General features: G+C 60.4%; 25 protein-coding genes. 9 read left to right on the top strand and 16 right to left on the bottom strand.

Annotated elements, in window-relative coordinates:
• Positions 1 to 51 precede the first annotated feature (51 nt).
• The gene (locus tag B5D61_RS16335; protein WP_078814485.1) at positions 52 to 1395 is read right to left on the bottom strand and encodes a protein kinase domain-containing protein; all 1344 of its coding nucleotides are present in this window, start codon (positions 1393 to 1395) and stop codon (positions 52 to 54) included.
• Positions 1396 to 1502: 107 nt separating this feature from the next.
• On the opposite strand from B5D61_RS16335, the gene B5D61_RS16340 reads away from it, so the two are divergent.
• The 3 genes from B5D61_RS16340 to B5D61_RS16350 all read left to right on the top strand — a co-directional run bounded on the left by B5D61_RS16340 (position 1503) and on the right by B5D61_RS16350 (position 3406).
• Entirely contained in the window at positions 1503 to 2150 is a 648-nt protein-coding gene (locus B5D61_RS16340) for a GAF domain-containing protein (protein ID WP_078814486.1), read from the top strand.
• A gap of 51 nt (positions 2151 to 2201) precedes the next feature.
• On the top strand, positions 2202 to 2933 hold the full coding sequence (locus B5D61_RS16345; RefSeq protein WP_078814487.1) for a S8 family serine peptidase: 732 nt from the start codon (positions 2202 to 2204) through the stop codon (positions 2931 to 2933).
• Between the two features lie 89 nt (positions 2934 to 3022).
• On the top strand, positions 3023 to 3406 hold the full coding sequence (locus tag B5D61_RS16350; protein WP_078814488.1) for a terminase small subunit: 384 nt from the start codon (positions 3023 to 3025) through the stop codon (positions 3404 to 3406).
• Positions 3407 to 3775: 369 nt separating this feature from the next.
• Here B5D61_RS16350 and B5D61_RS16355 read toward each other — a convergent pair whose 3' ends face one another.
• Together B5D61_RS16355 and B5D61_RS16360 are read right to left on the bottom strand one after the other, a co-directional pair.
• Positions 3776 to 4006: a hypothetical protein gene (locus B5D61_RS16355; protein WP_078814489.1), complete on the bottom strand. Its 231-nt coding sequence runs from the start codon at positions 4004 to 4006 to the stop codon at positions 3776 to 3778.
• Positions 4007 to 4087: 81 nt separating this feature from the next.
• A complete protein-coding gene (locus tag B5D61_RS16360; protein WP_078814490.1) occupies positions 4088 to 4783 on the bottom strand; it encodes an RNA polymerase sigma factor in 696 nt (231 codons plus the stop codon).
• Between the two features lie 150 nt (positions 4784 to 4933).
• On the opposite strand from B5D61_RS16360, the gene B5D61_RS16365 reads away from it, so the two are divergent.
• Positions 4934 to 5827 carry a hypothetical protein gene (locus B5D61_RS16365; RefSeq protein ID WP_245846553.1) on the top strand — a complete coding sequence of 298 codons (894 nt, stop codon included), beginning with the start codon at positions 4934 to 4936 and terminating at the stop codon, positions 5825 to 5827.
• On the opposite strand, the gene B5D61_RS16370 is transcribed toward B5D61_RS16365, so the two are convergent.
• A complete protein-coding gene (locus B5D61_RS16370) occupies positions 5828 to 7114 on the bottom strand; it encodes a voltage-gated chloride channel family protein (protein ID WP_078814491.1) in 1287 nt (428 codons plus the stop codon).
• A gap of 51 nt (positions 7115 to 7165) precedes the next feature.
• Between B5D61_RS16370 and B5D61_RS16375 the strand changes: the two genes are divergently transcribed.
• Entirely contained in the window at positions 7166 to 8677 is a 1512-nt protein-coding gene (locus B5D61_RS16375) for a sulfatase (protein ID WP_245846554.1), read from the top strand.
• A gap of 424 nt (positions 8678 to 9101) precedes the next feature.
• On the opposite strand, the gene B5D61_RS16380 is transcribed toward B5D61_RS16375, so the two are convergent.
• The 4 genes from B5D61_RS16380 to B5D61_RS16395 form a co-directional block, all read right to left on the bottom strand.
• Positions 9102 to 9749 (bottom strand): class I SAM-dependent methyltransferase, encoded by a 648-nt coding sequence (locus B5D61_RS16380; RefSeq protein WP_078814493.1) that lies wholly within the window; start codon positions 9747 to 9749, stop codon positions 9102 to 9104.
• Positions 9750 to 9767: 18 nt separating this feature from the next.
• Positions 9768 to 10727, bottom strand: coding sequence for a hypothetical protein (locus B5D61_RS16385; protein WP_139373309.1), 960 nt, complete (start codon positions 10725 to 10727; stop codon positions 9768 to 9770).
• A 95-nt stretch (positions 10728 to 10822) separates the two neighbouring features.
• Positions 10823 to 11830 (bottom strand): alpha/beta hydrolase, encoded by a 1008-nt coding sequence (locus B5D61_RS16390; RefSeq protein WP_078814495.1) that lies wholly within the window; start codon positions 11828 to 11830, stop codon positions 10823 to 10825.
• Positions 11831 to 11886: 56 nt separating this feature from the next.
• Positions 11887 to 12393, bottom strand: coding sequence for a hypothetical protein (locus tag B5D61_RS16395; RefSeq protein WP_078814496.1), 507 nt, complete (start codon positions 12391 to 12393; stop codon positions 11887 to 11889).
• Between the two features lie 82 nt (positions 12394 to 12475).
• Between B5D61_RS16395 and hflX the strand changes: the two genes are divergently transcribed.
• The gene (gene hflX, locus B5D61_RS16400) at positions 12476 to 13795 is read left to right on the top strand and encodes a GTPase HflX (RefSeq protein WP_078814497.1); all 1320 of its coding nucleotides are present in this window, start codon (positions 12476 to 12478) and stop codon (positions 13793 to 13795) included.
• A 7-nt stretch (positions 13796 to 13802) separates the two neighbouring features.
• Here hflX and B5D61_RS16405 read toward each other — a convergent pair whose 3' ends face one another.
• Both B5D61_RS16405 and B5D61_RS27090 read right to left on the bottom strand, forming a co-directional pair.
• Positions 13803 to 14192 (bottom strand): type II toxin-antitoxin system VapC family toxin, encoded by a 390-nt coding sequence (locus tag B5D61_RS16405; RefSeq protein ID WP_078814498.1) that lies wholly within the window; start codon positions 14190 to 14192, stop codon positions 13803 to 13805.
• Positions 14189 to 14437 carry a DUF2281 domain-containing protein gene (locus B5D61_RS27090; RefSeq protein ID WP_078814499.1) on the bottom strand — a complete coding sequence of 83 codons (249 nt, stop codon included), beginning with the start codon at positions 14435 to 14437 and terminating at the stop codon, positions 14189 to 14191. Before B5D61_RS27090 ends, B5D61_RS16405 begins: the two co-directional genes overlap by 4 nt.
• Positions 14438 to 14602: 165 nt before the next feature.
• Between B5D61_RS27090 and cdaA the strand changes: the two genes are divergently transcribed.
• From cdaA to glmM, 3 genes are read left to right on the top strand one after another with little or no spacing between them, the layout of a single operon-like run.
• Complete coding sequence (gene cdaA / locus B5D61_RS16415; protein ID WP_078814500.1) at positions 14603 to 15406, top strand: diadenylate cyclase CdaA; 804 nt, start codon at positions 14603 to 14605, stop codon at positions 15404 to 15406.
• Positions 15387 to 15542 (top strand): hypothetical protein, encoded by a 156-nt coding sequence (locus B5D61_RS26390; RefSeq protein ID WP_176159482.1) that lies wholly within the window; start codon positions 15387 to 15389, stop codon positions 15540 to 15542. The genes cdaA and B5D61_RS26390 overlap by 20 nt, the downstream gene beginning before the upstream one ends.
• A 55-nt stretch (positions 15543 to 15597) precedes the next feature.
• Positions 15598 to 16962 carry a phosphoglucosamine mutase gene (gene glmM / locus B5D61_RS16420; protein WP_078814501.1) on the top strand — a complete coding sequence of 455 codons (1365 nt, stop codon included), beginning with the start codon at positions 15598 to 15600 and terminating at the stop codon, positions 16960 to 16962.
• 47 nt (positions 16963 to 17009) lie between these two features.
• On the opposite strand, the gene B5D61_RS16425 is transcribed toward glmM, so the two are convergent.
• From B5D61_RS16425 to B5D61_RS16450, 6 genes are all read right to left on the bottom strand, one after another.
• Entirely contained in the window at positions 17010 to 17741 is a 732-nt protein-coding gene (locus B5D61_RS16425) for an SDR family oxidoreductase (protein ID WP_078814502.1), read from the bottom strand.
• Positions 17742 to 17784: 43 nt separating this feature from the next.
• On the bottom strand, positions 17785 to 18780 hold the full coding sequence (locus B5D61_RS16430; RefSeq protein WP_078814547.1) for a 2-hydroxyacid dehydrogenase: 996 nt from the start codon (positions 18778 to 18780) through the stop codon (positions 17785 to 17787).
• A 200-nt stretch (positions 18781 to 18980) separates the two neighbouring features.
• Positions 18981 to 19853, bottom strand: a complete 873-nt coding sequence (locus tag B5D61_RS16435) for a helix-turn-helix transcriptional regulator (RefSeq protein WP_078814503.1) — start codon at positions 19851 to 19853, stop codon at positions 18981 to 18983.
• Between the two features lie 22 nt (positions 19854 to 19875).
• Entirely contained in the window at positions 19876 to 22860 is a 2985-nt protein-coding gene (locus B5D61_RS16440; RefSeq protein ID WP_078814504.1) for a COR domain-containing protein, read from the bottom strand.
• Positions 22857 to 24143 carry a reverse transcriptase/maturase family protein gene (locus tag B5D61_RS16445; RefSeq protein ID WP_078814505.1) on the bottom strand — a complete coding sequence of 429 codons (1287 nt, stop codon included), beginning with the start codon at positions 24141 to 24143 and terminating at the stop codon, positions 22857 to 22859. Before B5D61_RS16445 ends, B5D61_RS16440 begins: the two co-directional genes overlap by 4 nt.
• Complete coding sequence (locus B5D61_RS16450; RefSeq protein WP_078814506.1) at positions 24140 to 24592, bottom strand: HRDC domain-containing protein; 453 nt, start codon at positions 24590 to 24592, stop codon at positions 24140 to 24142. Before B5D61_RS16450 ends, B5D61_RS16445 begins: the two co-directional genes overlap by 4 nt.
• Positions 24593 to 24619: the final 27 nt, after the last annotated feature.

Here is a 24619-nt window from a genome sequence, read left to right on the forward strand (position 1 = left end):
CATCCTTGGTGAGTGAAATCGCAAACGAGGAACAAGCCGGATTGACTCAGCTTACACTCTCACCTGCGGCCGTTTTTCGATCACCTCGCGCACCACGCGGATGAGCTCGCCGCTGTCGTAGGGCTTCGGCAGCATGCCGAGAAAGCCGTATTCGCCGGGGTCCTGCATCGTGGGGTCCAGGCGGTTACCACTGGAGACGACGGCGGTCACGTGCGGGTCGATTTGACGCAGGTGTTCCATGGTCTCCGCCCCCCCCATACCCATCGGGATGGTGAGATCGATCAGGACGAGGTCAAAACATTGGCCTGCCTTCAGCGCTTCCTGGTAGCTGGCGACGGTGTCTCGGCCATCTCCTGTTTCTACAATTTCAAAGCCCTCGTTCTTCAGGTTGCGCACGATGAGCTGGCGCAAAAGCAGGTCATCCTCCAGCACCAGCACACGGCCTTGCGGCGGTTTCGGAGCAGGTGTTACGGCCCCTGGTAGTGGAGTGATGGGCGTCAGCGGCGCGGTGAGGCTGCTCAGCAGGGCCTGTTTGAACTCTTCCGCGGAGGCATAACGTTGATTTCGGTCCGGCATCAGTGCCCGCACGATGACTGTATCCAGGCGCGGATCGGTGCCTGCTAGGGCGGAAGGCGGCTGCCAGGCCCCACGGGGTAGGGCTCCTGTGAGCATCTGGTAAAACACTACCCCGAGAGCATAGAGGTCCGCCCGGTGATCGATCACCGCGCTCGTGTCATACTGCTCCGGCGCGGCGTAGTCGGGCGTGCCCATGGCCATGTTGCTATGGGTCAGCAGGGTGGTCGGGCGGTCGAACCGCTTGGCCAGGCCAAAGTCCGCCAGCTTCACCCGGCCATCGGACGAGATCAGCACATTGGCCGGTTTCAGGTCCCGATGCACGAGGCCCTTGGAGTGGGCATAGGTCAGGGCGTCACACAGCGCGGGCACGATTTGCAGCGCCTCCGCCTGGGTCATCTTGCGGCTGGAGAGCAGGTGGTGCAGGTCTGTGCCCTCGATGAACTCCATCACGTAGTAGAGGTAGTCTCCCACCACACCCAGATCATACACACTGACAATGTTGGGGTGGTTCATGTGCGCCAGGGACTGCGCCTCCCGGCGAAACCGCTCCGCATAAGAGTAATCCGTGCCGTGCTGCTGATGCAGGATCTTGATCGCGACCGGTCGGTCCAGCTTGAGCTGGCGTCCGCGATACACGGCGCCCATGCCGCCTTGGCCGATCAGAGAGTCGAACACATACTCCCCGGTGGAGACCATGCGCGTCAGTTCCTCCGGCGTGGGGTAGATTTGTAGAGGTGCCCAGCCTGCCACGCCATCGGACACGGACGGTGCCGCCTTAGGCGGTGTCGATCGTTTACCGAAGGAGAAGAAACGCATCATGGGCAGGGAGAGCAGGCTTGGACAGTCAGGAGTTTGCTTTGTCCCCGCAAGTAACTCTTTTCAATCGCATACGTTGCCACATTCATCTCTTCCACTTAGCATTTGGCATGCCCGCGCCCTATTCCACCTTTCCAGACCCGGATTTGAGCCCCCTGGCGGAGCGGTTGGACAGTCGCTGTGAGGAGCATGCCCTGCATGCGCTCCGTCTAGCTCCAGCGGCATTGGTGGAGGGTTTACCAGCGCGGCTGCTGCATCAGGCCCTGGCGGGGGTGCAGGCGGATGAAGGCAGCGTCTGGCTGGCCCAGGAGACCCCTGCCGTGCTGGTGCCGGTCTGGAACAACGGCCCCGATGCCGCGCGCTTCGTCGGCAGCTTTCGCCTGCCTTCCACACAGGGCATCACGGGCAGTGTGTTCACCAGTGGACTGGCTGCGTGTGAGAGCGAGGTGTGCTTTCGTCAACGGCAAAACCGCGATCTCGACCGTAGCCTGGAGGTGCTCACCTGGGCCATGTTGGCCGTGCCGCTGAAGTTTGCCGGTGCCGTACGAGGGGTCATCACCGCTGTGCGGCTCATTCGCCCGCGTGATCTGCCGGGTCTCACCCACGTGCCCGAGTCCGCTGCAGATTTTCCCCCCGGGTTTACCCCTCCGGCAGCTTTTAGCGTGGCGGATCTGGCCGCCATGGAAACCACAGCCGCAGGTGTGGGTCGCCTCATTCAGCATCGTCTTACCACCTGGGTTCTCGGCACCGAGGAGTGACCGCTGTCCCACCCCTTTCTTTGTCCCACCCGCGATGGCCCTACCTGACTCATGACCCTGCAGGATCTCCAAACCAGCACCGGCCGCGGCGTCCGCATTGCCATTTTGGATTCCGGTGTGGAGACCTCGCACCCCGCCTTGGCCGGTCTGGAGTTGAGCGATGACGTGGCCTTTGAGCGCGATGGCTCATTTTTGAAAACCGTCCCTGGGGGCGGTGGGGATGTCATGGGTCACGGCACCGCCATCGCCTGGATCATCCGCAGTCTCGCCCCCGAGGCCGAGATCGGCAGCTTTCGTGTTCTGGATGGCGATCTACGCGGTCGCACCACCGTCATCTGGGAGGCCGCTCGTCTGGCCATGCAGCGCGGTTATCACATCCTCAATTGCAGCTTTGGCAGCCCGGGCGAGGCCCGCTTTGTCATGCCCTACAAGGAATGGACCGATGAAGCCTACCTGCGCCGCACCCACATCGTCGCGGCCTGTAGCAATGAAGACGCGAACCTGCGCGAATGGCCCGGCTGGTTCCCCACCGTTCTCACCGTCAACCTCGCCGACATGCCCGATCAACCCTGGGCCCATCGCCCCGGCAGCATGGTCGAATTCCTCGCCCACGGATATCAAGTCCGCGTGCCCTGGCAGGGCGGTTGGAAAGTCGTCACTGGCAGCAGCTTCGCCGCCCCGAGAGTGACCGGCTGGCTGGCGAAACTCCTTTCTGTTAGGCCCGATCTCAGCGTGGAAGGGGCGAAGGAGTGGATGCGGGGGATGACTTCACGAAGTCGATAGCTGACGAAGGGTGAAAGTCCGGTTTGGTCACGGGATCAAACTCTTTTTGTTATTGACATCCTTTTGGTTAATCCCCCGGCTGCCTGGGTATGACAACCTTGTCTTTATCGCATCAGAAGTTTGTTCAAGTGTATGTGAGCCATGCCAATGCGGCACGGGCGTATCAGGCGGTATATCCTGAGGCGAGTATGGACTCGGCTCGGAAGGCAGGCTCGCGACTGCTGAGGCAGCCGGAAGTGGCGGCGGAGGTCGAGCGTCTGCGCAGGCTGAGTGAATCCGCCTCGGTGATGGACCTCGCCCAAAAGCGGGAGTTCCTGGCCCGCATCATCCATGACCCGGGGCAGAAGACGGCGGATCGACTGCGAGCGCTGAAGCTGGATGCGGAGTTGGCCGGCGAGATGGGTTTTCCCCGTGCCGCGAACGACTCCGATGAGGCCGCGGGTGAGATCGTGCAAGCGATCCGTCATGTGTGACCCGCGTGGAAGCGGAGGCGATGGGGTGAGGCGGGTGAGGGGTTCAAGTGAGGGTTGTTGAGGCACGGAAGGAAGTGGTTGGGACTCCCACGTTGCCGACCGTTCCACCCGTCCCGATTCGGCCCTTGGATGTCATCCCCCTGTTCTGGCGACCTTTCAGGCTGTGACACGTAGGCCGTCGATATCTTTCGGCACTACCCAGGGCTGGCTCCGCTGTGCCTGGGCTGAATCCGGCGACCCGTTGGGCCGCAAGAAGCTGTTTATCGACTAGAGAGGAGCGCGGACACTTTGTCCGCATCTTCTAACATCGCGGCTTTGCCGCCATTTGAAGGAAGCGGAGAAGGCTCTCTTCTCTCCTTTTCCATGCCTTCACGCACTGCGGCTGCGGATGGCTTTGCCGAGGTAGCGGAGGTATTCGGGGTGCTCTTTGAGCAGTTGGGCCAGAGCTGCACGTTCCTTGGCATCGGCCTCACCGGAGGCGAAGGCATCGAGCCGGGGCAGGACGTCCGCAGGGGGATCTCCCAGATCGTGACCCTCGACATCGAGGTCCATCCGACGGAGGAAGCGGGTAAGGATGAAGAGATCGTTTTCAGCAGTCATACGGGTGGCGGTGGCGGGTGTTTGTCTGTCTGAAGAGGGATGCAGCGAGGGGCAGAAACTTGCGCAGAAAGTGAAACCTTTTTATTCCGAAGGCCCCAAGATGGCCTCGGCTCCATCGCCGCAGGCCTCCAGGAGGTCTTGCCAGGAGATTTGCAGGGAGGGCTCGCGCTCGGCGAGGTAGGCCAGGGTGGCATCGCGGATCTGCTCCATGGCCTCGGTCTTTTTTCGGGAGATGGTGCCCTCGTGACAGCCGCCCCAGAGCTGGCAGAGATCGCGCTGGCGCACCTCCTGTAGCAGGGAGAGGCGCAGGATGAGCAGGGCCTCGGCATCGGTCTGGGCCAGGGCGTGCAGGAGGGCGTCCTTCAGCAAATGGGCCAGGGGAGACTCCTGCGGGGCAGGGCGTTCATCGCGGGAGAGGTTTTCTAGAGGATCGGCGTCGCTGTCTTCGGAGGTCAGGTTGGTGGCAGGGACCATGCGGCGGTGTTTGCGCAGGTATTCCAGCCAGGCATTGGCGGCCATGGTGCGGACGAAGCCGACCAGGGGCCCGCTGCCGGTGTAGGCGGCGAGTTTTTTTTGTGCCCACAGTTTTTCCATGACGATGCCGATCACCTCCTGGGCATCGGCATTGGTGGCCCCCGAGGCGAGCAGTTTGCTCAGCATCGCCGGTTTCAACTCCTGATCGAAGCGGCCCCAGGCGGTGCGGTCACCATCCAGGAGATCCTGGGCAAACTCGTAGTCGGCGGCTTGAAAGGGAGCAGACGCTGAAGCGGAACTCATGGTCGCATGTTTACGCGGAAGGGCTGGAAACTGCACCTGAAAATGCCGCCGGAAGGCGCGGAAAATACGTTTCGAATGAACACTTTGTTTTTGGGATTGCCTAAGATGGGGATTTTCGGTTATCCTAGTCCCCCACGTTTTAAAGAAAGCATGCTAGCTGCCCCCCCACGACGCTCCATGGTCTTTCTGCTGATGCTCGCATCAGCGGCCGCTTCGGCGATGGCTCAATCGATGTCCACGGTCAGCACTTCCAGCAGTGCCGCTGCAGCTCCGCAGGGCATTACTGTGCCACGGGTCAATTCGCCGACGATGCCGCGGCTAGGTTATTCCAAGTATCCCTGGAAGACGGACATCATGGCCACGGTCTTTTGGGTGGGGGAAACGCCGACGGAGAATAATCCGACGCCAAACAACAAAAGCAGTTGGGACCCTGAGTGGGAGAAGAACTTTGGGGGCTTTGATGATCCCGATCCGCTGAAGCGCAACAACGCGAACTACTGCCCGCAGGGATTCACGCCGCAGCTCAATCCTTTCTACATCGCGCTGCCTTACAACGACTGCCTGGACTACTCCACGCATAAACCGGAGGCCTCCAAGATCATCCCGTGGTTCAAGCAGCGCTTTACCCGCGCGGGTAAAACCGTGCTGCGTGGCACCTGGGTAGCCATCCGCTTTGGCAACCGCGTCTGCTATGCGCAGTGGGAAGACTGCGGGCCTTTCGTGACGGATGACCATGAGTATGTCTTCGGCAATGCCCGACCCAAGAACACGAGCAACCGAGGGGCGGGCATCGATGTCAGCCCGGCCGTGCGTGATTACCTGGGCATGGGCAGCAGCGGCAAGTGCGACTGGCGCTTTGTGGATGTGAACGAGATCCCTCCAGGTCCCTGGCGTTCCTTGGGCAATAACAACCACTTCGTGCGGGCTCAGATCCAACAGCAGTCCCAGCAGCGCAGTGATGTGGCTTCTCGCCTGGAAGAACTGAAGAAAGCTCGCGATGCCTACTTCAAGCAGAACGGCAATTCGGACCTACGGGTGCGCTAACTAGCTAATGCTGGTAGGACCGTGCTTCGGCACGCCGAGCCTTTGAGCCGAGTAGATGCCTGAGGGACCGCTGAAAAAGTAGGCCACAAAACAGGCGACTCCGAAATAGACCGCATAGTGAGCCCCGAAGAGCTCGATGCCCATGAGCGTGCAGGCCAGTGGGGTATTGGCTGCACCGGCGAAGACGGCGATGAAACCCAGGGCGGCGAAAAGGGCTACGGGTTCATGCAGCAGGAGCGCTAGAGCGTGGCCGAGGGTGGAGCCGATGAAGAAGAGGGGTGTGACCTCACCGCCTTTGAAGCCACTGCCGACGGTGAGGGTGGTGAAGAGGGTCTTCCAAAGCCAGCTCCAAGGGGTGGCCCCTCCCGGCTCAAAGGAGGAGACGATGCTGACGCCACCGGGCGTCGAAGCTTCCACCCCGAGGCCCAGGTAATCCCGGGAACCGAGCAGATGAACCATCAGAATCACCACCAGACCGCCGACGAAGGGCCGCAGCGGCGGGTAGGCGACCCAGCGCTTCAGCGTCCGCTGAATGCCATGCGCCAGGGTGGCGAAAAACCGCGCCATGAGGCCGAAGGCCATCGCGGCTAGAGCCACCTTCAGCAGGAGCAGCCACTCAATCGGAGCTCGCAGGCCTGCATCGGGGCTGACCTCCAGATGGTAAGTGGTGTGATGGATGCCCCAGGCGGTGCAGACGGCATCCCCGACAACGCTGGCCACCAGCACTGGCACCAGGGCCTGGTAGTTCACGCGACCGATGATGAGCACCTCCATGGCAAAGATGGCTCCCGTGAGCGGAGTGCCGAAGACGGCGCCAAACCCGGATGCGATACCACAGAGCAGCAGGATCTTCACCTGCTCAGGACCCAGGCGAAACCAACGTGCGAGCAGATGAGCCAGGCCGCCGCCCATCTGCACAGCGGTGCCCTCGCGGCCGGCAGAGCCGCCAAAGAGATGGGTGACCCAGGTGCCCAGAAGCACTAGCGGGGCCATGCGTGCAGGCACACCGCCTCCTGGCTCATGGATTTCATCAATGATCAGGTTGTTCCCCCGCTCCGAGTTTTTGCCAAAGTGATGATACAGCCAACCCACGGCCAGACCCGCCACTGGCAAGCCCCACAGCAGGGCAGGGTGGGCGGCATGCGTTTGAGTCATGCGATCCAGCACCCACAGGAACAGCGCCACCGCTGAGCCCACGACTCCCGCCACCGGCAGAGCCAGCAGGGTCCAGCGCAGCAGCTGAGCGAGACCGCTGAGATGCGTGTGGAGATTCAGGAGGCGCTTCATGAGGGCTCAACTTGGCGGGAAGCACGTCTCCGTCCAGCTTCGATCTTTGCTGTGAGATGCCGCCCGCACCTGCGTTGTCATGAGATGCTGCTGAAAAGCTTCTTCGCTCTCCTGACACTCACCTCCGTTGCCTTAGCGGCAGACTCCCGGCCTAACATTGTGTTCTTCCTCGTGGATGATCTGGGGCAAAGGGACATCGGCTGTTATGGCAGCACGTTTTACGAGACGCCGAATGTGGATCGCCTCGCCAAAGAAGGTGCGCGTTTCACCGATGCTTATGCGGCCTGCCCTGTCTGCTCACCCACGCGTGCCGCCGTGCAGACGGGGCGTTGGCCCCAGCGCACCGGCATCACGGATTACATCGGGGCACCGATGAAACCGGGGCTCTGGACCCGCAATACCAAGCTCCTGCCCGCGTCTTACAGCGACCGCCTCGCGCATGAGGAAGTGACGATGGCGGAGATGCTGAAGGCCGCAGGCTACGCCACCTTCTTCGCAGGTAAGTGGCATCTCGGGCCGGAGGGTTGGTGGCCGGAGAACCAGGGTTATGACCACAACCTCGGCGGTGTGGATCGCGGGGGTCCTTACGGTCGGGGCAAATACTTCGTGCCCTATGACAATCCCCGCCTGCCAGATGGCCCCGAGGGCGAGCATCTGCCGGACCGCCTGGCGACCGAGGCCAACAAGTTCATCGAGGCGAGCAAGGACAAGCCCTTCTTTGCTTTCTTCTCCTTTTACTCCGTCCACACACCCCTTCAGTCCCGGCCTGATCTGGAGAAGAAGTATGAGGAAAAGCGCAACCGTTTGGGCTTGAAAGCCGAGTGGGGCAAGGAAGACACCCGCGAGGTGCGATTGGTGCAAGAGCTCCCGGTTTATGCTGGCATGGTGGAGGCCATGGACCTCGCCGTGGGCAAGGTGTTGGCCAAATTGGATGAACTGGGCTTGGCCGAGAACACCCTCGTCATCTTCACCTCCGATAACGGTGGTCTCTCCACCAGCGAGGGTTCCCCCACCTCCAACCTGCCTCTGCGTGGAGGTAAAGGCTGGATGTATGAGGGGGGAATCCGCGAGCCTTTGGTGATCCGTTGGCCTGCGGTGGTGAAACCCGGCCGCGTGGTGGATACCCCCGTGAGCAGCCCCGACTACTTCGCCACGGCGATGGAGCTGGCCCAGGGGAAAACCACTTCTCAGGTCGATGGCTTGAGCCTGCTCCCCGTGCTGCGTGGCGGTTCCCTGCCTGAGCGCCCCCTCTACTGGCACTACCCCCATTACGGTAACCAAGGCGGTGCTCCTGGTGCCGCCGTGCGCGAGGGGGACTGGAAGCTGATCGAATGGTATGAGGACGGCAAACGCGAGTTGTTTAACCTGCGCGAGGACATCGGTGAGACAGACGATGTCGCCCGAGCTCACCCTGACAAAGTGGCTGCTCTGGCGGCCAAGCTGGAGGCCTGGCGCAAGGATGTGGGTGCTCTGATGCCCACTCCCAACCTCGCCTATGACCCCGCGAAGCCAAGTGGCCGCCTCCCCGGTGCAGGGCAGGCGAAGAAGAAAAAGAAGAAGTGAGGGGAGCGCGCGGTAGCGTCCCGGAGTGCGGTGGTCCCGCACGCGGGACGGGGCCATCGGCTTCGGCGACACCGCTATTGAGTCAGGCCATGGCTTGTTGTGTTACGGGATCCACTCAGCCGAAGTCGTGACCGAGCCTGCAGAGGGCTCCTTTTGCGTGAGCTCCACGCTTTGGCTAGAGCGGTGTCGTCGAGGCAAGGTCGTTGCCCTTGCCTCTCTGCCACCGCCTCCGGGACGCTTCGCGACCTCATCGCGTCTCAGTTTGGCCGCACCGCGCGTCTGCTTGGCCACTCCACGGGACGTGGGAAAACGATGAAGCCGTGCGGGGGAAGCCTAAAATCAGGCAAAACGCCCGATTTTGGTGAGGTGTTGAGACGCGGACCCTCTTCTTGAGATGGGTGCAGGAAGTCGGACAAACCCAGGCTCATCGCCGGGCGATCATGCGGTAAGCACCGAGGAGCGTTTCCTGGACGGTGACCTCCCAGTCCTCTCCAAGACCGAGTTGGTCGGGGAGTTCCTGCCCACGGAAGCCGGCGCGAATGCTGACCTGCATGTCGTAGCGGGTGACGTGGTTCAGCTCGGCAATGCTGCAAAAGAGCCGACCCGAGAGCGTATGGAGCCACCGGCGGGCAGGTTCGGCCGCCAAAATGAGGCGGGTCTGCGGGGGAATCCGCTGACCGAGCGTCCGGAGTTGGTCGGGCTGGAAGTGGTGCAGGAAGAGATTGGCGATCAGCACCTCTGAAGGCGGCAGGGTTTGCACAAAGAGATCTCCCTGAGTCCACCCCGCATCGGAAGACCAGTCCGCCGGACGTGGGGCTAGATCGAAGGCATGCAGGGCCGAGGTGGGGCAGACGCCCCGGCAGGCGAGTTTCTGCGAGAGGGCACCATCGCCAGCACCGATCTCGGTGATATGCCAGCCTGGCTGGGTAAAGCGCAGTAGAGTGCGGCTGATCCAGCCGTGATTCCCCATGATGCCATTGACCAGAAGGAGGTCATCCCGCCCACGAATGGCGTCGGGATGATCTGGCGGCAGGGTTTCTAAAATCTCCGGCTGGACGCTGCGCTGCTGCATGGACGAATCCTAGCACGCTCACTTGTTGGCGCCACGCAGGATCATCTTGGACATCTCGATTCCTGACTTGGCCATGGTTTGTGTCTGGGTCAGGTAGTTCTGCAGGGTGAGTTGCTGGGCGGGGGTGAGGAAGGACTGGGCACGCTCGGCGACGATGCGGTTATTGGTCTCAATCTGCTGGAGTTGCTGGGCGATGACATCGTCGGTGAGGCGATTGGGGTCGGTGCCGGTTTGGTCATTGAGACCGCCCACAGAGCTGGGGCTCATGCGCACCTCGGCCATGAGGTCGATGAGCTGCTGCTCCTGTTGCTGGGAGAGCGGCTCAGAGGAGGCTTCGAAAAGGCCGCGCCCGACGCTGTTGAACTGCGTGCGCTCGGTCTTGGTGTTTTCCCAATGGGCGAAGGTATTCCAGTCATTTTCGTCGTTGAGGAACTGCTTGATGGTGGCCTCATAGACGGAGTGCTGATTCCTCGCTTCCTCAATGAGCTGCTGGCGGCGTTCTGGCGACAAGTTCGGGTCCAGGAGTTGGACGTTGTAGTCTGTGAACACCTTCTGGCGTGCCGTGAGCAGGTTTTTGAGGTGGGCGCGCTCCTCAGGGGTGAGGCGGAGCTGCTCGAAAAGCTGCGCGTAACCCACCTCAATCTGGGCGGCCTGCTGCTGGTCAATGACCGCGCGCATGGCGGGGGTGCTGTAGAGCTGGCTGAGGTTCTGCTTCTCCGACGAGGTGGTGGCGAGGGTGGAGTTAGCCGTCTGGCTCAGGGCCAGATTCCCCCCTGGGGTGATGTTGGCGGTGTGCCGGGTTGATTCTTTAGCAAGGTCGGCCTTGAGCTGAGCAATGGTCTGGCGTGCTTCTTTGAGATCGGACTCCAGCTTGACCAAACGGGGGTCCACTGACGGAGGGGAGGCTAAAAGCCAAGCGACAGCACCGATGGAAACGATGCTGACGGCTCCGAGAATGGGGATGACGATGTTTTTCATGAAAAAAAGGAGGCTGCTTGCCATCACAGTCTCCTTTTTACCCATCGGCGTTCATTTTGACCAGCCGAAAATGAATACATTGTCATCACATCCACCTACTTCGCCGAGGGAGCTTTCAACTTCTCGATGAGGTAATCGTCGATCTGCGGATGCTTCACGTTCGGGGCTCCTGGATACACCAACTCGCAAGGAACGCCGACTTCCTGGCATTTTTCCTGGAGCTTCACCCCGAAGTTGGAGGTGTGCGTGGGGTCCTTCTGATCCTGACCGAGGGCTGGTGGCGTGGAGTAGGTGAGATAGACGGGGCTATCGTCCACAGTGACGTTGGCGTAGGGGGAGTATTCCTGAATCCAAGGAAGCACCCGCTCGCGGTCGGCCAGGAAGAGATTGAATTGGGAGTCGCGTTGCTTGGGATCACCCGCTTTAGCCAGGAATCCGAAGGCATGACCCCCGTAGCGGCTGTTGGGCGTCCACTCCTTCATCTGCTGGGGGTCCAGGGTGGTTTGAGCCCCAGCAACAGCGGCGCACCAGAGGCGGGTGGATTCATGGGCGATCGGGTCGCTGCTTTTCGGATCGGCGAGGTCGTTGTGGAAAGCCAGCCACAGACTGGAGCAGGCCCCGGCGGAGCCGCCGGTGGCGCCGATGCGCTCTTTGTCGAGGTTCCACTCGGCGGCCTTGCTGCGGATGAACTGGAGCGCGCGGGCCGCGTCTTCCAGGGGGGCTTTGACCGGGGGCATGATTCCCGCCTCATGGGCCTGGGAGACGTAGCGGTAGTTGATGGAAACGACGGAGATCCCTTTGGCGAGATACTTGTCCACGTTGCTGACGCGGCCTTTGTCCCCATTCATCCACCCGCCGCCGTGGATATTGAAAACCACCGGAGTAGGCTGGTCCGACTTGGCCTGCCAGAAGTCCAGCACCTGCCGCTCGTGAGTGCCATAGGACACATTGGCCTGGGTCGGTGTCGGGAGCTTGGGAGCTGCGGGTTTGCTTGCTTCAGGCTTGGCCGCCTTAGGTTTGGCGGGCTTGGTGGCGGTATCCGCAGCGAAAAGCGAACTGCCGATCAGGCTGACGGCACAGAGGGTGAGGTAGGTCGGACGCATGGTGGTAAAGCCGTTTTGAAACGACTCTCGGCCACCGATGTTTCCAGCAATCCCGCTCAGGGCTGCCAATTGCCGTCTAGCACGCCTTTGTCGGTGACCGTGTATTTGTCCCCGGCACGGGTGACGGTCCAGGTGCGGCGCTGGAAGTGCTTTTTGTAAGACCAGCCAGCCTCATACTCCCAGGAGTCAGGTCCGGTGGATTTCATCAGACGAACCTGAATGACGTAGGCGGCGATGCGCTGTTCTGGGTCCACGATGATGTTGTCTGGCTGCTGAGTGGTCAGCACGCTGGCACTGATGAGGCGCAGGTTGAGATCGGCAAAGCGCTCCAGAAAGGGCACACTCGCAGGGGTGTAGTCACGGTTCGGGACGATCTCCCCCAGGGAAATGGAGTAGCTCTTCGGCACGCCGGGGTTCGGATCAGGCAGGGTGCGCAGCATTTCACGGACCAGCGCCTCTGTCGCATCGGTTTCGTAACGGCTCAGTCTCGTGCCTTCACGATCCACCGGCCCACAGGCGGCGAGGGAGAGCAGGCAGAGGCAGGAGAAAAGGCGGCGGGTCATGGAATGTGTTCTGTGGCATGAAATACGGTGCGGAGCAACTGGCTGTGCTTGGCAAGCGCCTGCACTCCGCTATAGGTGGACGATGTTTGATATTCGTGAAAAGCCTCAGCAGGTGGAACGTGCATTCCTGGTGGGAGCCTATTTTGACCGCCGTAAAGCCCAGGAATCGGCGGATCTTCTGGAAGAGTTGAAGGAACTGGTGCAGACCCTGCATATCGAGGTCGTGGCTACCGAACTGGTGTTTGCCCGCGAGATGACGGCCCGGCATTTGATCGGTAAAGGCAAAGCCGCCGAACTGATGCAGGCCGCCCGTGATGCTGGAGCGGAGTGCATTGTCTTCGATAACGAACTCTCCCCGGCACAGCAGCGTGCTTGGGAAGGGGAGTCCAAGCTCGCCGTCATTGATCGCCATGAGGTCATTTTGGACATCTTCAACATGCGCGCCAAGACCCGCGAAGCTCGCCTCCAGGTGGAACTGGCACGGATGGAATATTCCATCCCGCGTCTGACCCGCATGTGGGCTCACCTTGACCGTCAGGGCGGTGGCGCTGGTGGTGGCGCAGGTGGTGCTGGAGCCGCCCGTGGTGAGGGTGAAACCCAGCTCGAAGTGGACCGCCGAATGGCCTACAAGCGTCTGGACCGCGTGAAAGCGGAACTGGAGGAAGTGAAACGCCAGCGCGACACCATGCGCAAGGAGCGCAGCCGTGTGCCCGTGCCGCACGCTGCCATCGTGGGCTACACCAATGCCGGTAAATCCTCCCTTCTCAATCACCTGACCCAATCCGACGTCTTGGCCGAGGACAAACTCTTCGCTACTCTGGATACGACGACTCGGCGCATGGAACTGCCTGATGGCCAGTCGATGCTGATCACCGACACGGTCGGCTTTGTGCGCAATCTCCCGCATGATCTCGTGCAGAGCTTCCGTGCGACGCTGGAAGAAGCCGTGCTGGCGGACTTTCTCATTCACGTGGTGGATGCCAGCTCCCCCCATGCCTATGCCTTTTACCAAACCACCACGGAAGTGTTGGCCGAGTTAGGCGCAGGGGACAAACGGGTGTTGCTCGCGTTGAACAAGATGGATCTGGTGGAAGACCATCGGCAGATGGAACTCCTGCGGCAGTTCCCCGAAGCCGTCTTCATCTCGGTGCAAACCGGCCAGGGCATGGAAGATCTCTTCCATCGCATTCATGACATGCTGATTGATCGTGTCGTGCGCATGGACCTCAGCATTCCTCTGGATCGCATGGACCTCGTGGCCTTCGCCCATCAGGAGGGCAAGGTCTTATCCGAAGACTACGATCGCGGGGTCGCCGACATTCAGTGCGTGGTGCCGAAGCGGTTCGAGTCGCGTTTTCTGCCTTTTGCGGTCACCCAAAAGAAGCCTGCAAAATCACGATGAGATCAACTTATCCCCAAAGGATCGGCACGCCATAAGCCGGAAAATGCGTATCACGGCTCACCAAAACCAAGCTTTCAACACGAGCTTGGGCGATGAGCAGACGATCAAACGGATCTCGGTGATGCCAAGGGAGTCTCGCGGCTTCATGCAGATGAGCATGTCGGATAGGAAGTATCTGAAAGCCGAGTGTCTGGAGACGTGAGGGGAACAAATCTTCGTAAGGAACAGGAAGGTCCAATTTCCCCAGCGAGTGCTTGATGCCCACCTCCCAAGCCGTTGCGTCGCTGACGAAGCTCTGGTTTTCGGGGTGACTGATCGCAACACGTGCCACATCAGACAAATGCGCGTGATCTTCTAGGAACCAAATCAAAGCATGCGTGTCGAGCAGCAGTTTCATTCCATGTATTCTTGGAAGTCTTCTAATGGCTCATCGAAATCCTCTGCCATGCGAAAGCCTTTCAGGCTCCCTGGCTGAGGTGCCCTTGAGACAGGATTTGTTTCGATGCCTGCATTTTGAGTGACAGGCTGCTCTGTCGTGAGGAAGACATGCACTCTTCCGGGTCTCAACCATGAGGGAAGGGGGGAGAGCAGTTGCAAATTCCCGTCCGTTTGAACCATGGCGTCGGTCTCGAGGATGTTCATCAGAGAACATAAGGCTACGAGCAACAGACTGCAAATGGATCACCATTCAGTGCGGCGGCTGACTCCTTCTCTTTGCCACAAGCTAAAAGACCCGTTAAAATCACGATGAAGACATGAAGTTCTTGCACAAAGGCTTTCGTTAGGCTTTGAGCAAGGGAGCCGACCATGTGGGAATTTTTAATACAGCACTGGCGTGATGGCGTGGAGATCTTGATCCTCGCTGTGTTGGTCTATCAGGCCTACCTGTTCTTCCGGGCCACACGTGGCGCACGCATTCTTACGGGCTTGCTGGTGCTGTTGCTCGGCTTGGCGCTTGTTTCGCAGCTCTTGGAGTTGGAGGTCATCACGTGGCTGCTTCAGCGTATCTCCGTCTTTTTGGCCATTGCCTTGGTCGTGCTCTTCCAGCCGGAATTGCGTCGTGTCTTGGCCGAGTTGGGCAGTCACCGCTTTTTCTCCCTGAACCGCCCTGACCCAGAATCGCTGGATGTGTTGTTGGTGGCGATGAAGCAGCTCTCCGCCCGCCGTTGCGGCGCTTTGTTTGCTCTTCAACGTGGCATCAGCCTGCGCCTTCTGGCGGAGACGGGGGTCGCGGTGGATGCCAAGCTTTCGCCGGAACTGATCACGACCATTTTCCATCCGAAAACGGCCCTGCATGATGGAGGGGCCATCATTGATCAGGGGCGCATTGCCAGTGCGGGCTGCGTCTTCCCTGTGAGTCAGAAAGAAGTGCGTGATCGGGCCATCGGCCTGCGGCACCGGGCCGCCATGGGCGTGACGGAGGAGACCGATGCCATCGCGCTGATTGTGAGTGAAGAAAGCGGAGCCCTTTCCATCGCTTATCGCGGCAAGCTGGAGCACGATTTGGAACCGGATGAACTGCGCAATCGGTTGAATGAATTGCTGACCTTCGGCACTGCTGCCCCCGAACCTATCCAGGAGGAACCGACTCGTGAGCTGGGATCAATTTAAAAGTTTCTTCACCCGGAACTGGCGTGAGAAAATCATTGCCGTGCTGCTGGCCTTTTTGTTCTGGTTCATGATCAAGAGCCAGATCCGGCCGGATTTCCGCAATGAGCCTCCGTTGCCGCCTCTGCGGGCGGTTTGACGCCAGACCTGTCTTTGACACGGGGCGGCTTCTGCGTTAAACGGCGCGCTCTCTTATGTCTGAAAAGCGTCAATTCTTCGGCACCGACGGCGTTCGCGCCGTGGCCAACCGTCACCCCATGACCCCTGAGTTTGTCTTACGTCTGGGACAGGCGGCAGCCACCATTTTGGGAAACCGGACCGAAGGGGGGGAGCGTCCACGTGCCATCATCGGTCGTGACACCCGCGCTTCAGGCGAGATGCTGGAAGCCGCCTTGGTGGCTGGCTTGAACTCGGCTGGAGTGGATGTGGTGCTGGCCGGAATGATCCCGACCCCTGCCGTGGCCATGCTAGCGGCACAGTCGGGAGCCAATTTCGGCGTGATCGTCAGTGCCTCGCACAACCCCTTTGAAGACAACGGCATCAAGTTCGTCCACGGCAATGGGCGCAAGTTGAATGACCAGACCGAGCTGGCCATTGAAAAGATCGTGCTGGGCAATGCCGAGGAAGCGATCCGCCCTGAAGGCCGTGGCATCGGTCGGGTCAGTCGCATGACCGACAGCGTGGAGCGTTATGTCGCCCATGCCGTGGCGAGTATGGGTGGCGTGCGACTGGATGGGATGCGCGTGGCCTTGGACAATGCCCATGGAGCCGCCTCCTACACCAGCGCTCTGGCTCTGGAGCAACTCGGTGCCGATGTTCAGGTGTTTCACAGCGAGCCTGATGGTTTTAACATCAATGAAGAGTGTGGCTGCACTCACAGCGAGGAGTTGGAGCGCCTCGTCCGCCAGTCTCAAGCTCAGGCTGGGATCGCCCACGATGGAGACGCGGACCGCATCGCTCTCTGTGATGAGGAAGCCATTGCCCTGGATGGGGATGAACTCATGGCCATCGCGGCAGAGTCCATGCTGCGTAAGGGCACGCTGAAGCAAAATACGTTAGCCGTGACCATCATGAGCAATTACGGCTTGGACGATCTTGTCTCGCGTTTGGGTGGTCGGGTCATCCGCACGAATGTGGGAGATCGTTATGTGCTGGAGGAGATGAACAGCCGGGGTTTGAACCTCGGGGGTGAGCAGAGCGGTCACATCATCTTCGGTGACTGGGCTTCCACGGGAGACGGTCTCATCGCAGGCTTACAGGTGCTGAAGATCATGAAGGAAACCGGGGAGCCGCTGAGCCAACTCCGCAAGTGCTTGAAGAAATTCCCCCAGAGCTCCCGCAACTTGCGTGTGCGCTCGAAGCCACCGATCACGGATCTCACTGAAGCTCAAAAGATCATTAAGGAGACCGAGAAGAAACTCGGCAACTACGGTCGCGTGCTCCTGCGCTACTCCGGCACGGAGTCTCTCATTCGCCTCCTGATCGAGGGGCGCGATGTCGAGTATCTCGAAGCCCAAGCCGACCGCATCGCTTCCGCGATCTTGGCTCAGATCGGCTAAGTCTTATCGATTAGAGTGAGTCGTCACGCACAGGGCGGCTCACTCACTCACTCTGGTTTAACGGAGAAGTCGCTGTCGTCCAACGAGCGCAACACCAACTCACGCGGCACGCAGAAATCATCCATCTCCAAGCAGCGGACGATGCCGTCAGCGATGTGGTGAGGTTGGAGAAACAGCTGTTTCGGGGCATCACGCTCGGAGGCTTCATCCCAGAAAGCCGTGTCCACACCGCCCGGAAGCAGCGCCGTGACGCGGATGCGATGCGCAGCAGCTTCTTCCGCCAGCCCTTGCGTGAAGCCGCGCACGCCCCATTTCGCCGCGCAATAGACCGTTTCACTGGGAATACCGCGCAAGCTGGCTGTGGAAATGACATTGACGATGTGTCCTCGACGCTGGGGCATCATGGCTCGCAGAGCAGCCTGAGAACCAAGGATGGTGCCCTTCAGGTTCACATCGAGCATCAGGTCGATTTCCCCCTTGGTGTAGTCCTGAATCCAGCGGTGTCGAGCGAGGCCAGCATTGTTGATCCAAACCTGGATGTCGCCGAAGTGAACTGTCGTTTCGGTCACGATGCGAGTCACATCGTCACCCCGAGCGATGTTGGCGACGACAGCAAGCACCTGAGTCTCGGGTAAACGCGTAGAGGCTTCGGTGAGAGCGGCAAAGTCTTGATCCACCAGCACCACCTTAGCGCCTCGGGTGACGAGAAGCTGCGCCGTCGCTAAGCCGATGCCACGGGCTGCTCCGGTGATCACACACACTTGTCCATGCAAATTCATGCTGGCAGTGTGGCCAGCCCATCGCCCTTTGCCAAGCAAGGACTCAGGTCAGAAGTGTATCCGGCAAAGCGCTGCCTTGATTCACCAAGCCCAGATTCGCCACGGTGACCCGGGCGATCTCTCCGAGGGCTTCTTGGGTGAGAAAGGCTTGATGAGAGGTGATCAGGACATTGGGCAGCGAAAGCAGCAGGGCCAAGGTGTCGTCACGCAGCGCATGGCCGGAGTGGTCTTCGAAAAAGATACCTTCCTCCTCCTCATACACATCCAAGGCCACACCACCCAGGTGACCTGACTTGAGAGCCTCAATGACCGCAGGTGTATCCACCAGCTTCCCACGGCTTGTATTGATGAGATACGCCCCAGTTTTCATGCGAGCGATGGTGGTGGCATCGATCAAGTGGTGGCTTTCCGGTGTCAGCGGCAGGTGCAGGGAGATGATGTCAGCCTGGCTAAAGAGGTCGTCCAAAGGAGCATAAACAATGCCCTGTTGGCTGGCCCAATCCGTCACCGGAAAGGGATCGTGAGCGAGCACGTGACAGCCAAAGCCACGGAAGATCTCAGCGGCGCAGCGTCCAATTTTCCCCGTGCCGATGATCCCCACGGTCTTGCCATGGAGATCGAAGCCGACCAGTCCTGCCAATGAGAAGTTGTGCTCACGAACGCGGTTGTAGGCGCGATGAATCTTGCGATTCAACGTCATGAGCAAGGCCACGGTATGCTCAGCGACGGCATGAGGCGAGTAGGCTGGCACACGCGTCACGGAAATCCCCAAATTCTTCGCTGCTTGAAGATCCACCTGATTAAATCCGGCGCAGCGCAGCGCCACGCGTTTGACGCCTGCCTCAGCCAGCTTTTCTAAGCAAGGACGATCCAATCGATCATTCACAAACACGCACACGGCGTCCATGCCCACAGCCGTTGCCGCCGTCTCGGTGGTGAGCCGAAAATCATGGAAGGTCCACTCGATATCACCCGCCCCTGGAGCTGCGAGGACGGCTTCCCGGTCATAGGTCTTGGTGTCGTAAAAGGCGATTTTGATCATGACATGGAAGGAGGGTTCAGCATGCGAATCACGAAGGGCATCACGACCCGTCGTTGATTCAATTCCTGAGCGGTCACTCACCGCGCAGCTCCTTGAGATGTCTCTTATTCAAGTCAGAAGCAAAGGGTATGCTTCCCGTATGAGCAGGTTTTAGCAAGGATGGCCCAAGTGAGGGCAAAGGAGGCTGCCTTGGGCATTTAGAGGTCACTGCGTGACTCCGTGGGTGAGCGTCCACTCCAGGCTTTGAAGGCCCGTGAAAAGTGAGCGGCGCTTTTGTAACCCAATTCACTCGCGACCGCTTTCACTTGGGCATCCGGTTGGCGCAGTTTGATGGCGGCTTGGGAGAGCTTCAGCCTCGTTAGACAAGCAAGCGGCGTCTCATCGTCGTAGCGTTTGAACAAGCGCGTCAGATAGGCTGCTGAGACATGGCAATGCCGCGCGGCTTCTTCGATGTTGCCAAGCACCGGGTAGTTCCTCAGGATGTGCCCACGGCAGCGCAGATAAGTCGCATAAGCCGGGTCGAGTTTCGTGGTGGCTGGCTGACGGCTGTCGGCACACAGGACCAAGGCATGCTCCAGAGCAGCACTGGCAGCACGGAGGCCTAGACGCCCACCACGAAGCGCATGATCAATGACTTCCTCCAGCAGGCTGATGACACGGCTGGCATCCAGCACACGGATGAGAACCCCAGACGTGAGACCCAGTTCCCCCAACAAGGCGGAGGCGCGGGAGCCGGTGAAGTTGAAAAAATACTTCACCATCGGCTCACCGTAGTCCGACTGGATCACATGCGGCGTCGCCGGATCAAAGAAGAAGGCATGCCCCGCCGACAGCTCATGCTTCTTCCCCGCCAAGGTCACCTGACCTTTGCCACGAGCCACGAACTCGAAGGCGATGAAAGGAAACGTCGTGCGACTGATCACAAAGTCCGGCGCACACCACTCGCACCCACCCGCCACCAGTGCGATGCCGCCACTCTCCCCACGCTTGCTTTTCGGTTCCATCACAAAAAAGCGCCGCGTGCGCAGCACCTGCTGGGAGAAGTAATCAGCTGTGTCGGAGACTTTCATAACATGGAGTTCGTTACCCAAATCAAACCTTGCGTCCAAACTGCTGCCACTTTGGATGCACACGATACCAGCGCGATTCCTCGAGCACAGGCTTTAGCCCTCCCCATTCGGAGTCATGCTTCACAAATAGCTCGCGCATGGTGTGAATAAACTTGGCATCCTGCTCTTTGGGGAGACCATAACCGGCCACACCTAGCTTGGAAAAGATTCCGGCCTCTACATCGGCTTCGTCCGCTTGTTTCAGGTAAGCACGTAGCTCCTTGTTGGTGTCGTCTTGGAGCGCCTTTTCGAAGTCGGCCTGAGTTTTCGACCATTCGTCCACCTTGGGCTTCCACTCAGCGGGTAAGACATACTCACCAGCAGCCAGCCCACCCGTCTTCCACGCCAGCAGCGCGAACTTCGTGAACTGCATCGCCCTCTTCGCATGTTTCACCCACTCTCGACCCACCTTCACCCGCAGCGTGCCACGCCCGTCTTTACCATACTTCTCCCCGAAGAACGGCACCGGGGCCAGAGACCACTCGCACCAGATGGTGATGTCCACCTCCGTCTCCATCAGGCCCGTTTTCCACCACTCTTTCTCTACCGGCAGGATGCTGAAAAGCCGTGGCCGATCGTCCTCGCGGTTGGAGAAGGCATTCATCCAGTCTTTTGCATGAGCACGGGCTTCATCGCGGATCGTCGTCACCACCTCGGCGATGTGGTCCAACTTGCCTGATACGGTCCGTTGCCAGTCCGTGCCGCCTTCTGCCATCTGCTCAATGAGAGTGGTGATCCGTGAGTCAAGTAGGGTGACCTGCTGAGTCGCACATTCGGCGAACAGGGCCTCTAGCTTCACGGGTTTATTGCATGAGGCACAATTGACTGCGGGGAAGCCCTCTTTCAGGTTCTCGTGGCAAGCGTCCTCAGAAATGCGGCCCTGACCATTCATCATGTCGTGTCGCGGTTGGCGGCAGGCGGTGCTGCAACTGAGGTAGCGGGTCTTTTTCAATCCATTCCAGCATTCGTCCGTGTCTGCGCCGATCTGGTGGTCGATCAGGTCAAAGAGGCTGTCGTTGCGCAGGTAACGCAGCTTGATGTGCAGCTCGCGCTCCTTCAGCTCAATGCGGGCCATGCTATGGTTCTTGTCGCTCACGACCAGCCCGTGTTGCCAGTGAATGGCTTCATCGGGGTTGGTGTGCCCCAGGCTGAGGGAGCGCAGGCGGAAGATCAGCAGGTAAATGAGCTCCGGCACCTCGCCCGGCTGCAGGCTGCCAGATTGATCGGCAAAGAGGATCGTGCGGCGTGACTCGCGATAGTTCTGGGGTGTTTCCACAGGCCACACCTCATCCAGCCGTGTAGGCGGCAGCTCCTGCACCATCTGCGTCATCAGCAGCAGATCACCCTCGCCGTGTTTCTGGCCGGGCCGCTTCGGGCGGTAGGCCAGTTCGTTGATTTCCATGAGCTGGAGCAGCATGTTATGGGTCTCTGCGGGGAATGGCTGTGCCCCATCGCGGGCCTTTGCCAGCCACAGCTTCTTCAGGTGGTCCAGTCGGATCACGCCATGCGCCTTGCGGGCGGGTTCATCGTCCAGTACACGGGCCACCGCCCGATTCAGCCATTCCGGTTTCAGAACCACCACGCCTTTCCCTGCCGGAGTATCCTCCCGCCACAGCCAAGTGCCGATGAGATGCCCCGTGCGAATGAAAATTTCCTGGGCGTCTCCATCCCTGATGCCATGCTTATCGCAGATGCCCCGCACCTCGTCACAGCTCAGGTATTGCTCCGCGTGTCCTTGGAGAGCCTGAAACACGCCCGCCCATCCAGGCTGCCACCGTTGGGCATAAGGACCTTTTTTATCGCTTACGATCCCCGCCAGCTCTCGCCGCAATTTCGGGATGCCCGTGCCTTTCACGCTGTCCACCACATGCAGCCCGTGGAAGGTAAGTTGGGGAAACTCGCGCTGGAGGTCCTCCAGCTTCAGGGATGCATCCTGCCGTCCGCGCGTGCAGATCACCAGCACGCGGGCGTTCCCCTGCGTGCGGCGTTGTACCAGCTCCAGCCAACGATGCAGGCCGCGGTCTGCGTCATCCTTCCCCCGTGGGATCATGACCGCCAGATAAATGGCTTGCGGAGAGAAAAGCATCTGGTGCATGTGCCGGTAATCATGCTGCCCGCCCATGTCCCAGATGTGAAAGTCCAGACCGTCCCGCCCCGGCTCCACATGCGCGTCGGCGTCCAGTTGCGCCAGCACCCGCCCGTTTTTGTCCAAGCGGAGAAGCGAACGGTTCATGCCCTCGGTGCTCTCGCTAAAGGTATCTCCGTCTTTCCCCACCTTCTCAGTGACCTGTAACCCACGCAGAGCCTTTTGCAGGCAAGTCTTCCCATGCCCCTTGTCTCCGATGAGGATAAGCTTCGCGGCATAGAAGGTGATGGTCGGAGCCGCCTCGAGGCCGTCACAGGCATGACGTTCTCGATGCTGTGCCAGCATCTCGCGAGTGATCGCAGAATCCGTCATCCGCAGGTGTTTCTTCAGGGAGGGCCACGCTTTCTGCTTCCAGGCAGACCGCTGATCAGGGATCAGTTGACTGTCCTCCAGGGCCACATGCTCCAGCGCATCCAGCAGGCCCATGGAAAGGGGCAGCTCACCTAGCGGATTGGCCGTCAGGTCCAGTTCCACCAGCCGATCCAGCAGGCCGATGGCGAAGGGCAGGGAGATCACCCGGTTGTCCCGGAGGTACAGCCTCTCCAGCCGATGAAGCCACTCCACTCCTCCCACACTTGCCAGCCGGTTAAAATTCAGCCCCAGCCAGCGCAGTTGGGTGAACCGGCTCAGGCCACGTGGCAGCTCTGTCAGCTCATTCCCGGTCAGGTCGAGAAATTCGAGCTGCGTGAGCTGGGCAAACTCGGGGACCGCGTCCAGATCCGCCGTGCGCAGCCCCAGCTCCGCGAGGTTGAGGTGGTTCCGCCGTTTCCGGTGGCAGAAATGGATGCGCTTTTGGGCTTCAGTCAGGTTCGGGATGCTCATGACGGTGTGGCTTGAGAAAATGTCCCCGCCGCCCGTGCTGGCCCGGTGCGCTGCACCCTGGGGCTACGGACCGGCGGCGGGGTGCTTTGGGTTTCGTCCACAGCAAACGGCTGTGGAGCTGGACAGCAGGCCGGTTCCATCCAGGCGCTCCGGGCTCCGGCTGGAGCTGGGGGAGACACGCAGGCCGATGTTCTCGTTGCGGTTCTGCGGCTCGTTCCTGTTGCGGATGCTGGCAGCGGCGTTCCTGCCGTTGTTGTTCCAGGAGCCGCCGCGCAGGACGCGCTTGTCGCCCGTGGCCCGCCGCCCAAAGTCATGATCACTCGCCGCCGCCAGCTCACGCAGTCGGCACGCTGAGTGAAGGCTGTCAGCGCCACGGCGCGTTCCTGGGCCGTGGCTTCACTGATCTCCTCATCATTCATGAGATCCTGCAACCGGTGCTGGTAGCGCCTGCGGCTGGCATGGTTCAGCCCCAGCCGATGGGGGAAGACCCGGTGACCCAGGAAGTCCATCCCGTGCTGACTGCGGTTGATGAAGGCCGTCTTCATTTCCAGTCCCAGCTCATGCTGCGCAAAGGCCACCAGGCTCTCCCGGGCGTACTTGGCAGCGGCGGCATCTGCCACCCACAGCGCCATGTCATCCATGTAGCGCACGTAGCCAAGTGGGCGCAGGTCCTGCACCGCTTTCACATCCAGCGTGGCGAGGTAAAAATTCGCCAAATGCTGGGAGATGAGCGTGCCGATGGGCAGGCCCCGGCCCGGCTGGGGTGCATAGGCCGCCAGCAGCAGACGGAAAGTGTCCAATACCTGCCTCTCCCGGAACACGCGCGCCAGCCGCGCCATGAGCCGCCCATGGTCAATGCTCTGGAAATACTTCCGCACATCCAGCTTCACAAACCACGTCCCTTTCCTTGCTGCGGCCTGGGCAGCCTCCAGCGCGGCATAGGTTCCCTTTCCTACACGGCAGGCATAGCTGTGGTGGATGAGCCGCCGCTCCAGCACCGGGCCGCACACCCGCATGATGGCGTGATGCAGCACCCGCTCACGAAAGACCGGTGCGGTGATCAGGCGCTCCTTCGGATCATGAATGGTAAAGGTGTGGCACTCCCCGCAGTGCAACTCACCGGAGGTGAGCTGGCTTTGCAGCGCGTCCAGCTCGACACTCAGATTTGCTAGGAAAGTCCGTACGGCAGGCTGCTGCCGCCGCCCCTTGGCTGCCAGCCACACAGCAGCGGTCAGGTTCTCTCGCGTCACCATCGCCTGCATGAGACCGCCGACACTTCTCATGAAGGTTTGGTCCCTCCCTTCAGCACTTCCAGAACCTCGGCACCGTACTTCGCCACGCGGGCCTCTCCCACGCCGCTGATGGCCCGCAGCTCCGCCGTGCTCTGGCAGCCGCGCTGCACGATCTCCGCCAGTTGCGCATTGCTGAACACGGCGAAGACCGGTGTTCCCTCCCTTTCAGCGATGGTCTTCCTCAACGTACGCAGCCGGGCGAAGAGCTCAAACTGCTCCGGCGGCAGTGTCTCCTTGTAGTCCACCTTGTCGCTAGCCGGGCTGCAAGTGCTGCTGTTCCCTGGCCCGTCCACATACTCCACGCTGAATGCCCACGCCCCCTCTTTCTCATGCCACTGCTGCGTCACCCGCAGCACGCGGTGGCTGCGGAGAAAGGCATTCAGTTCCGCTGCCACGTCCGGGCGGGCTGCGGCGGGGATGCTGAAGAAGGCAAAGGGCATGGAATCAGGCTTGAGAAAAAATTTCGG

Origin of the sequence: Prosthecobacter debontii (assembly GCF_900167535.1) — a bacterium.
In the GTDB taxonomy this organism is placed as follows: Bacteria; Verrucomicrobiota; Verrucomicrobiia; order Verrucomicrobiales; family Verrucomicrobiaceae; genus Prosthecobacter; species Prosthecobacter debontii.

What these genes read in the sequence shown, in the direction of transcription:
- B5D61_RS16335 (WP_078814485.1), bottom strand. Translation starts at nt 1,395, where the DNA reads ATGATGCGTTTCTTCTCCTTCGGTAAACGATCGACACCGCCTAAGGCG.
- B5D61_RS16340 (WP_078814486.1), top strand. Translation starts at nt 1,503, where the DNA reads ATGCCCGCGCCCTATTCCACCTTTCCAGACCCGGATTTGAGCCCCCTG.
- B5D61_RS16345 (WP_078814487.1), top strand. Translation starts at nt 2,202, where the DNA reads ATGACCCTGCAGGATCTCCAAACCAGCACCGGCCGCGGCGTCCGCATT.
- B5D61_RS16350 (WP_078814488.1), top strand. Translation starts at nt 3,023, where the DNA reads ATGACAACCTTGTCTTTATCGCATCAGAAGTTTGTTCAAGTGTATGTG.
- B5D61_RS16355 (WP_078814489.1), bottom strand. Translation starts at nt 4,006, where the DNA reads ATGACTGCTGAAAACGATCTCTTCATCCTTACCCGCTTCCTCCGTCGG.
- B5D61_RS16360 (WP_078814490.1), bottom strand. Translation starts at nt 4,783, where the DNA reads ATGAGTTCCGCTTCAGCGTCTGCTCCCTTTCAAGCCGCCGACTACGAG.
- B5D61_RS16365 (WP_245846553.1), top strand. Translation starts at nt 4,934, where the DNA reads ATGCTAGCTGCCCCCCCACGACGCTCCATGGTCTTTCTGCTGATGCTC.
- B5D61_RS16370 (WP_078814491.1), bottom strand. Translation starts at nt 7,114, where the DNA reads ATGAAGCGCCTCCTGAATCTCCACACGCATCTCAGCGGTCTCGCTCAG.
- B5D61_RS16380 (WP_078814493.1), bottom strand. Translation starts at nt 9,749, where the DNA reads ATGCAGCAGCGCAGCGTCCAGCCGGAGATTTTAGAAACCCTGCCGCCA.
- B5D61_RS16385 (WP_139373309.1), bottom strand. Translation starts at nt 10,727, where the DNA reads ATGAAAAACATCGTCATCCCCATTCTCGGAGCCGTCAGCATCGTTTCC.
- B5D61_RS16390 (WP_078814495.1), bottom strand. Translation starts at nt 11,830, where the DNA reads ATGCGTCCGACCTACCTCACCCTCTGTGCCGTCAGCCTGATCGGCAGT.
- B5D61_RS16395 (WP_078814496.1), bottom strand. Translation starts at nt 12,393, where the DNA reads ATGACCCGCCGCCTTTTCTCCTGCCTCTGCCTGCTCTCCCTCGCCGCC.
- hflX (WP_078814497.1), top strand. Translation starts at nt 12,476, where the DNA reads ATGTTTGATATTCGTGAAAAGCCTCAGCAGGTGGAACGTGCATTCCTG.
- B5D61_RS16405 (WP_078814498.1), bottom strand. Translation starts at nt 14,192, where the DNA reads ATGAAACTGCTGCTCGACACGCATGCTTTGATTTGGTTCCTAGAAGAT.
- B5D61_RS27090 (WP_078814499.1), bottom strand. Translation starts at nt 14,437, where the DNA reads ATGAACATCCTCGAGACCGACGCCATGGTTCAAACGGACGGGAATTTG.
- cdaA (WP_078814500.1), top strand. Translation starts at nt 14,603, where the DNA reads ATGTGGGAATTTTTAATACAGCACTGGCGTGATGGCGTGGAGATCTTG.
- glmM (WP_078814501.1), top strand. Translation starts at nt 15,598, where the DNA reads ATGTCTGAAAAGCGTCAATTCTTCGGCACCGACGGCGTTCGCGCCGTG.
- B5D61_RS16425 (WP_078814502.1), bottom strand. Translation starts at nt 17,741, where the DNA reads ATGAATTTGCATGGACAAGTGTGTGTGATCACCGGAGCAGCCCGTGGC.
- B5D61_RS16435 (WP_078814503.1), bottom strand. Translation starts at nt 19,853, where the DNA reads ATGAAAGTCTCCGACACAGCTGATTACTTCTCCCAGCAGGTGCTGCGC.
- B5D61_RS16440 (WP_078814504.1), bottom strand. Translation starts at nt 22,860, where the DNA reads ATGAGCATCCCGAACCTGACTGAAGCCCAAAAGCGCATCCATTTCTGC.
- B5D61_RS16445 (WP_078814505.1), bottom strand. Translation starts at nt 24,143, where the DNA reads ATGAGAAGTGTCGGCGGTCTCATGCAGGCGATGGTGACGCGAGAGAAC.
- B5D61_RS16450 (WP_078814506.1), bottom strand. Translation starts at nt 24,592, where the DNA reads ATGCCCTTTGCCTTCTTCAGCATCCCCGCCGCAGCCCGCCCGGACGTG.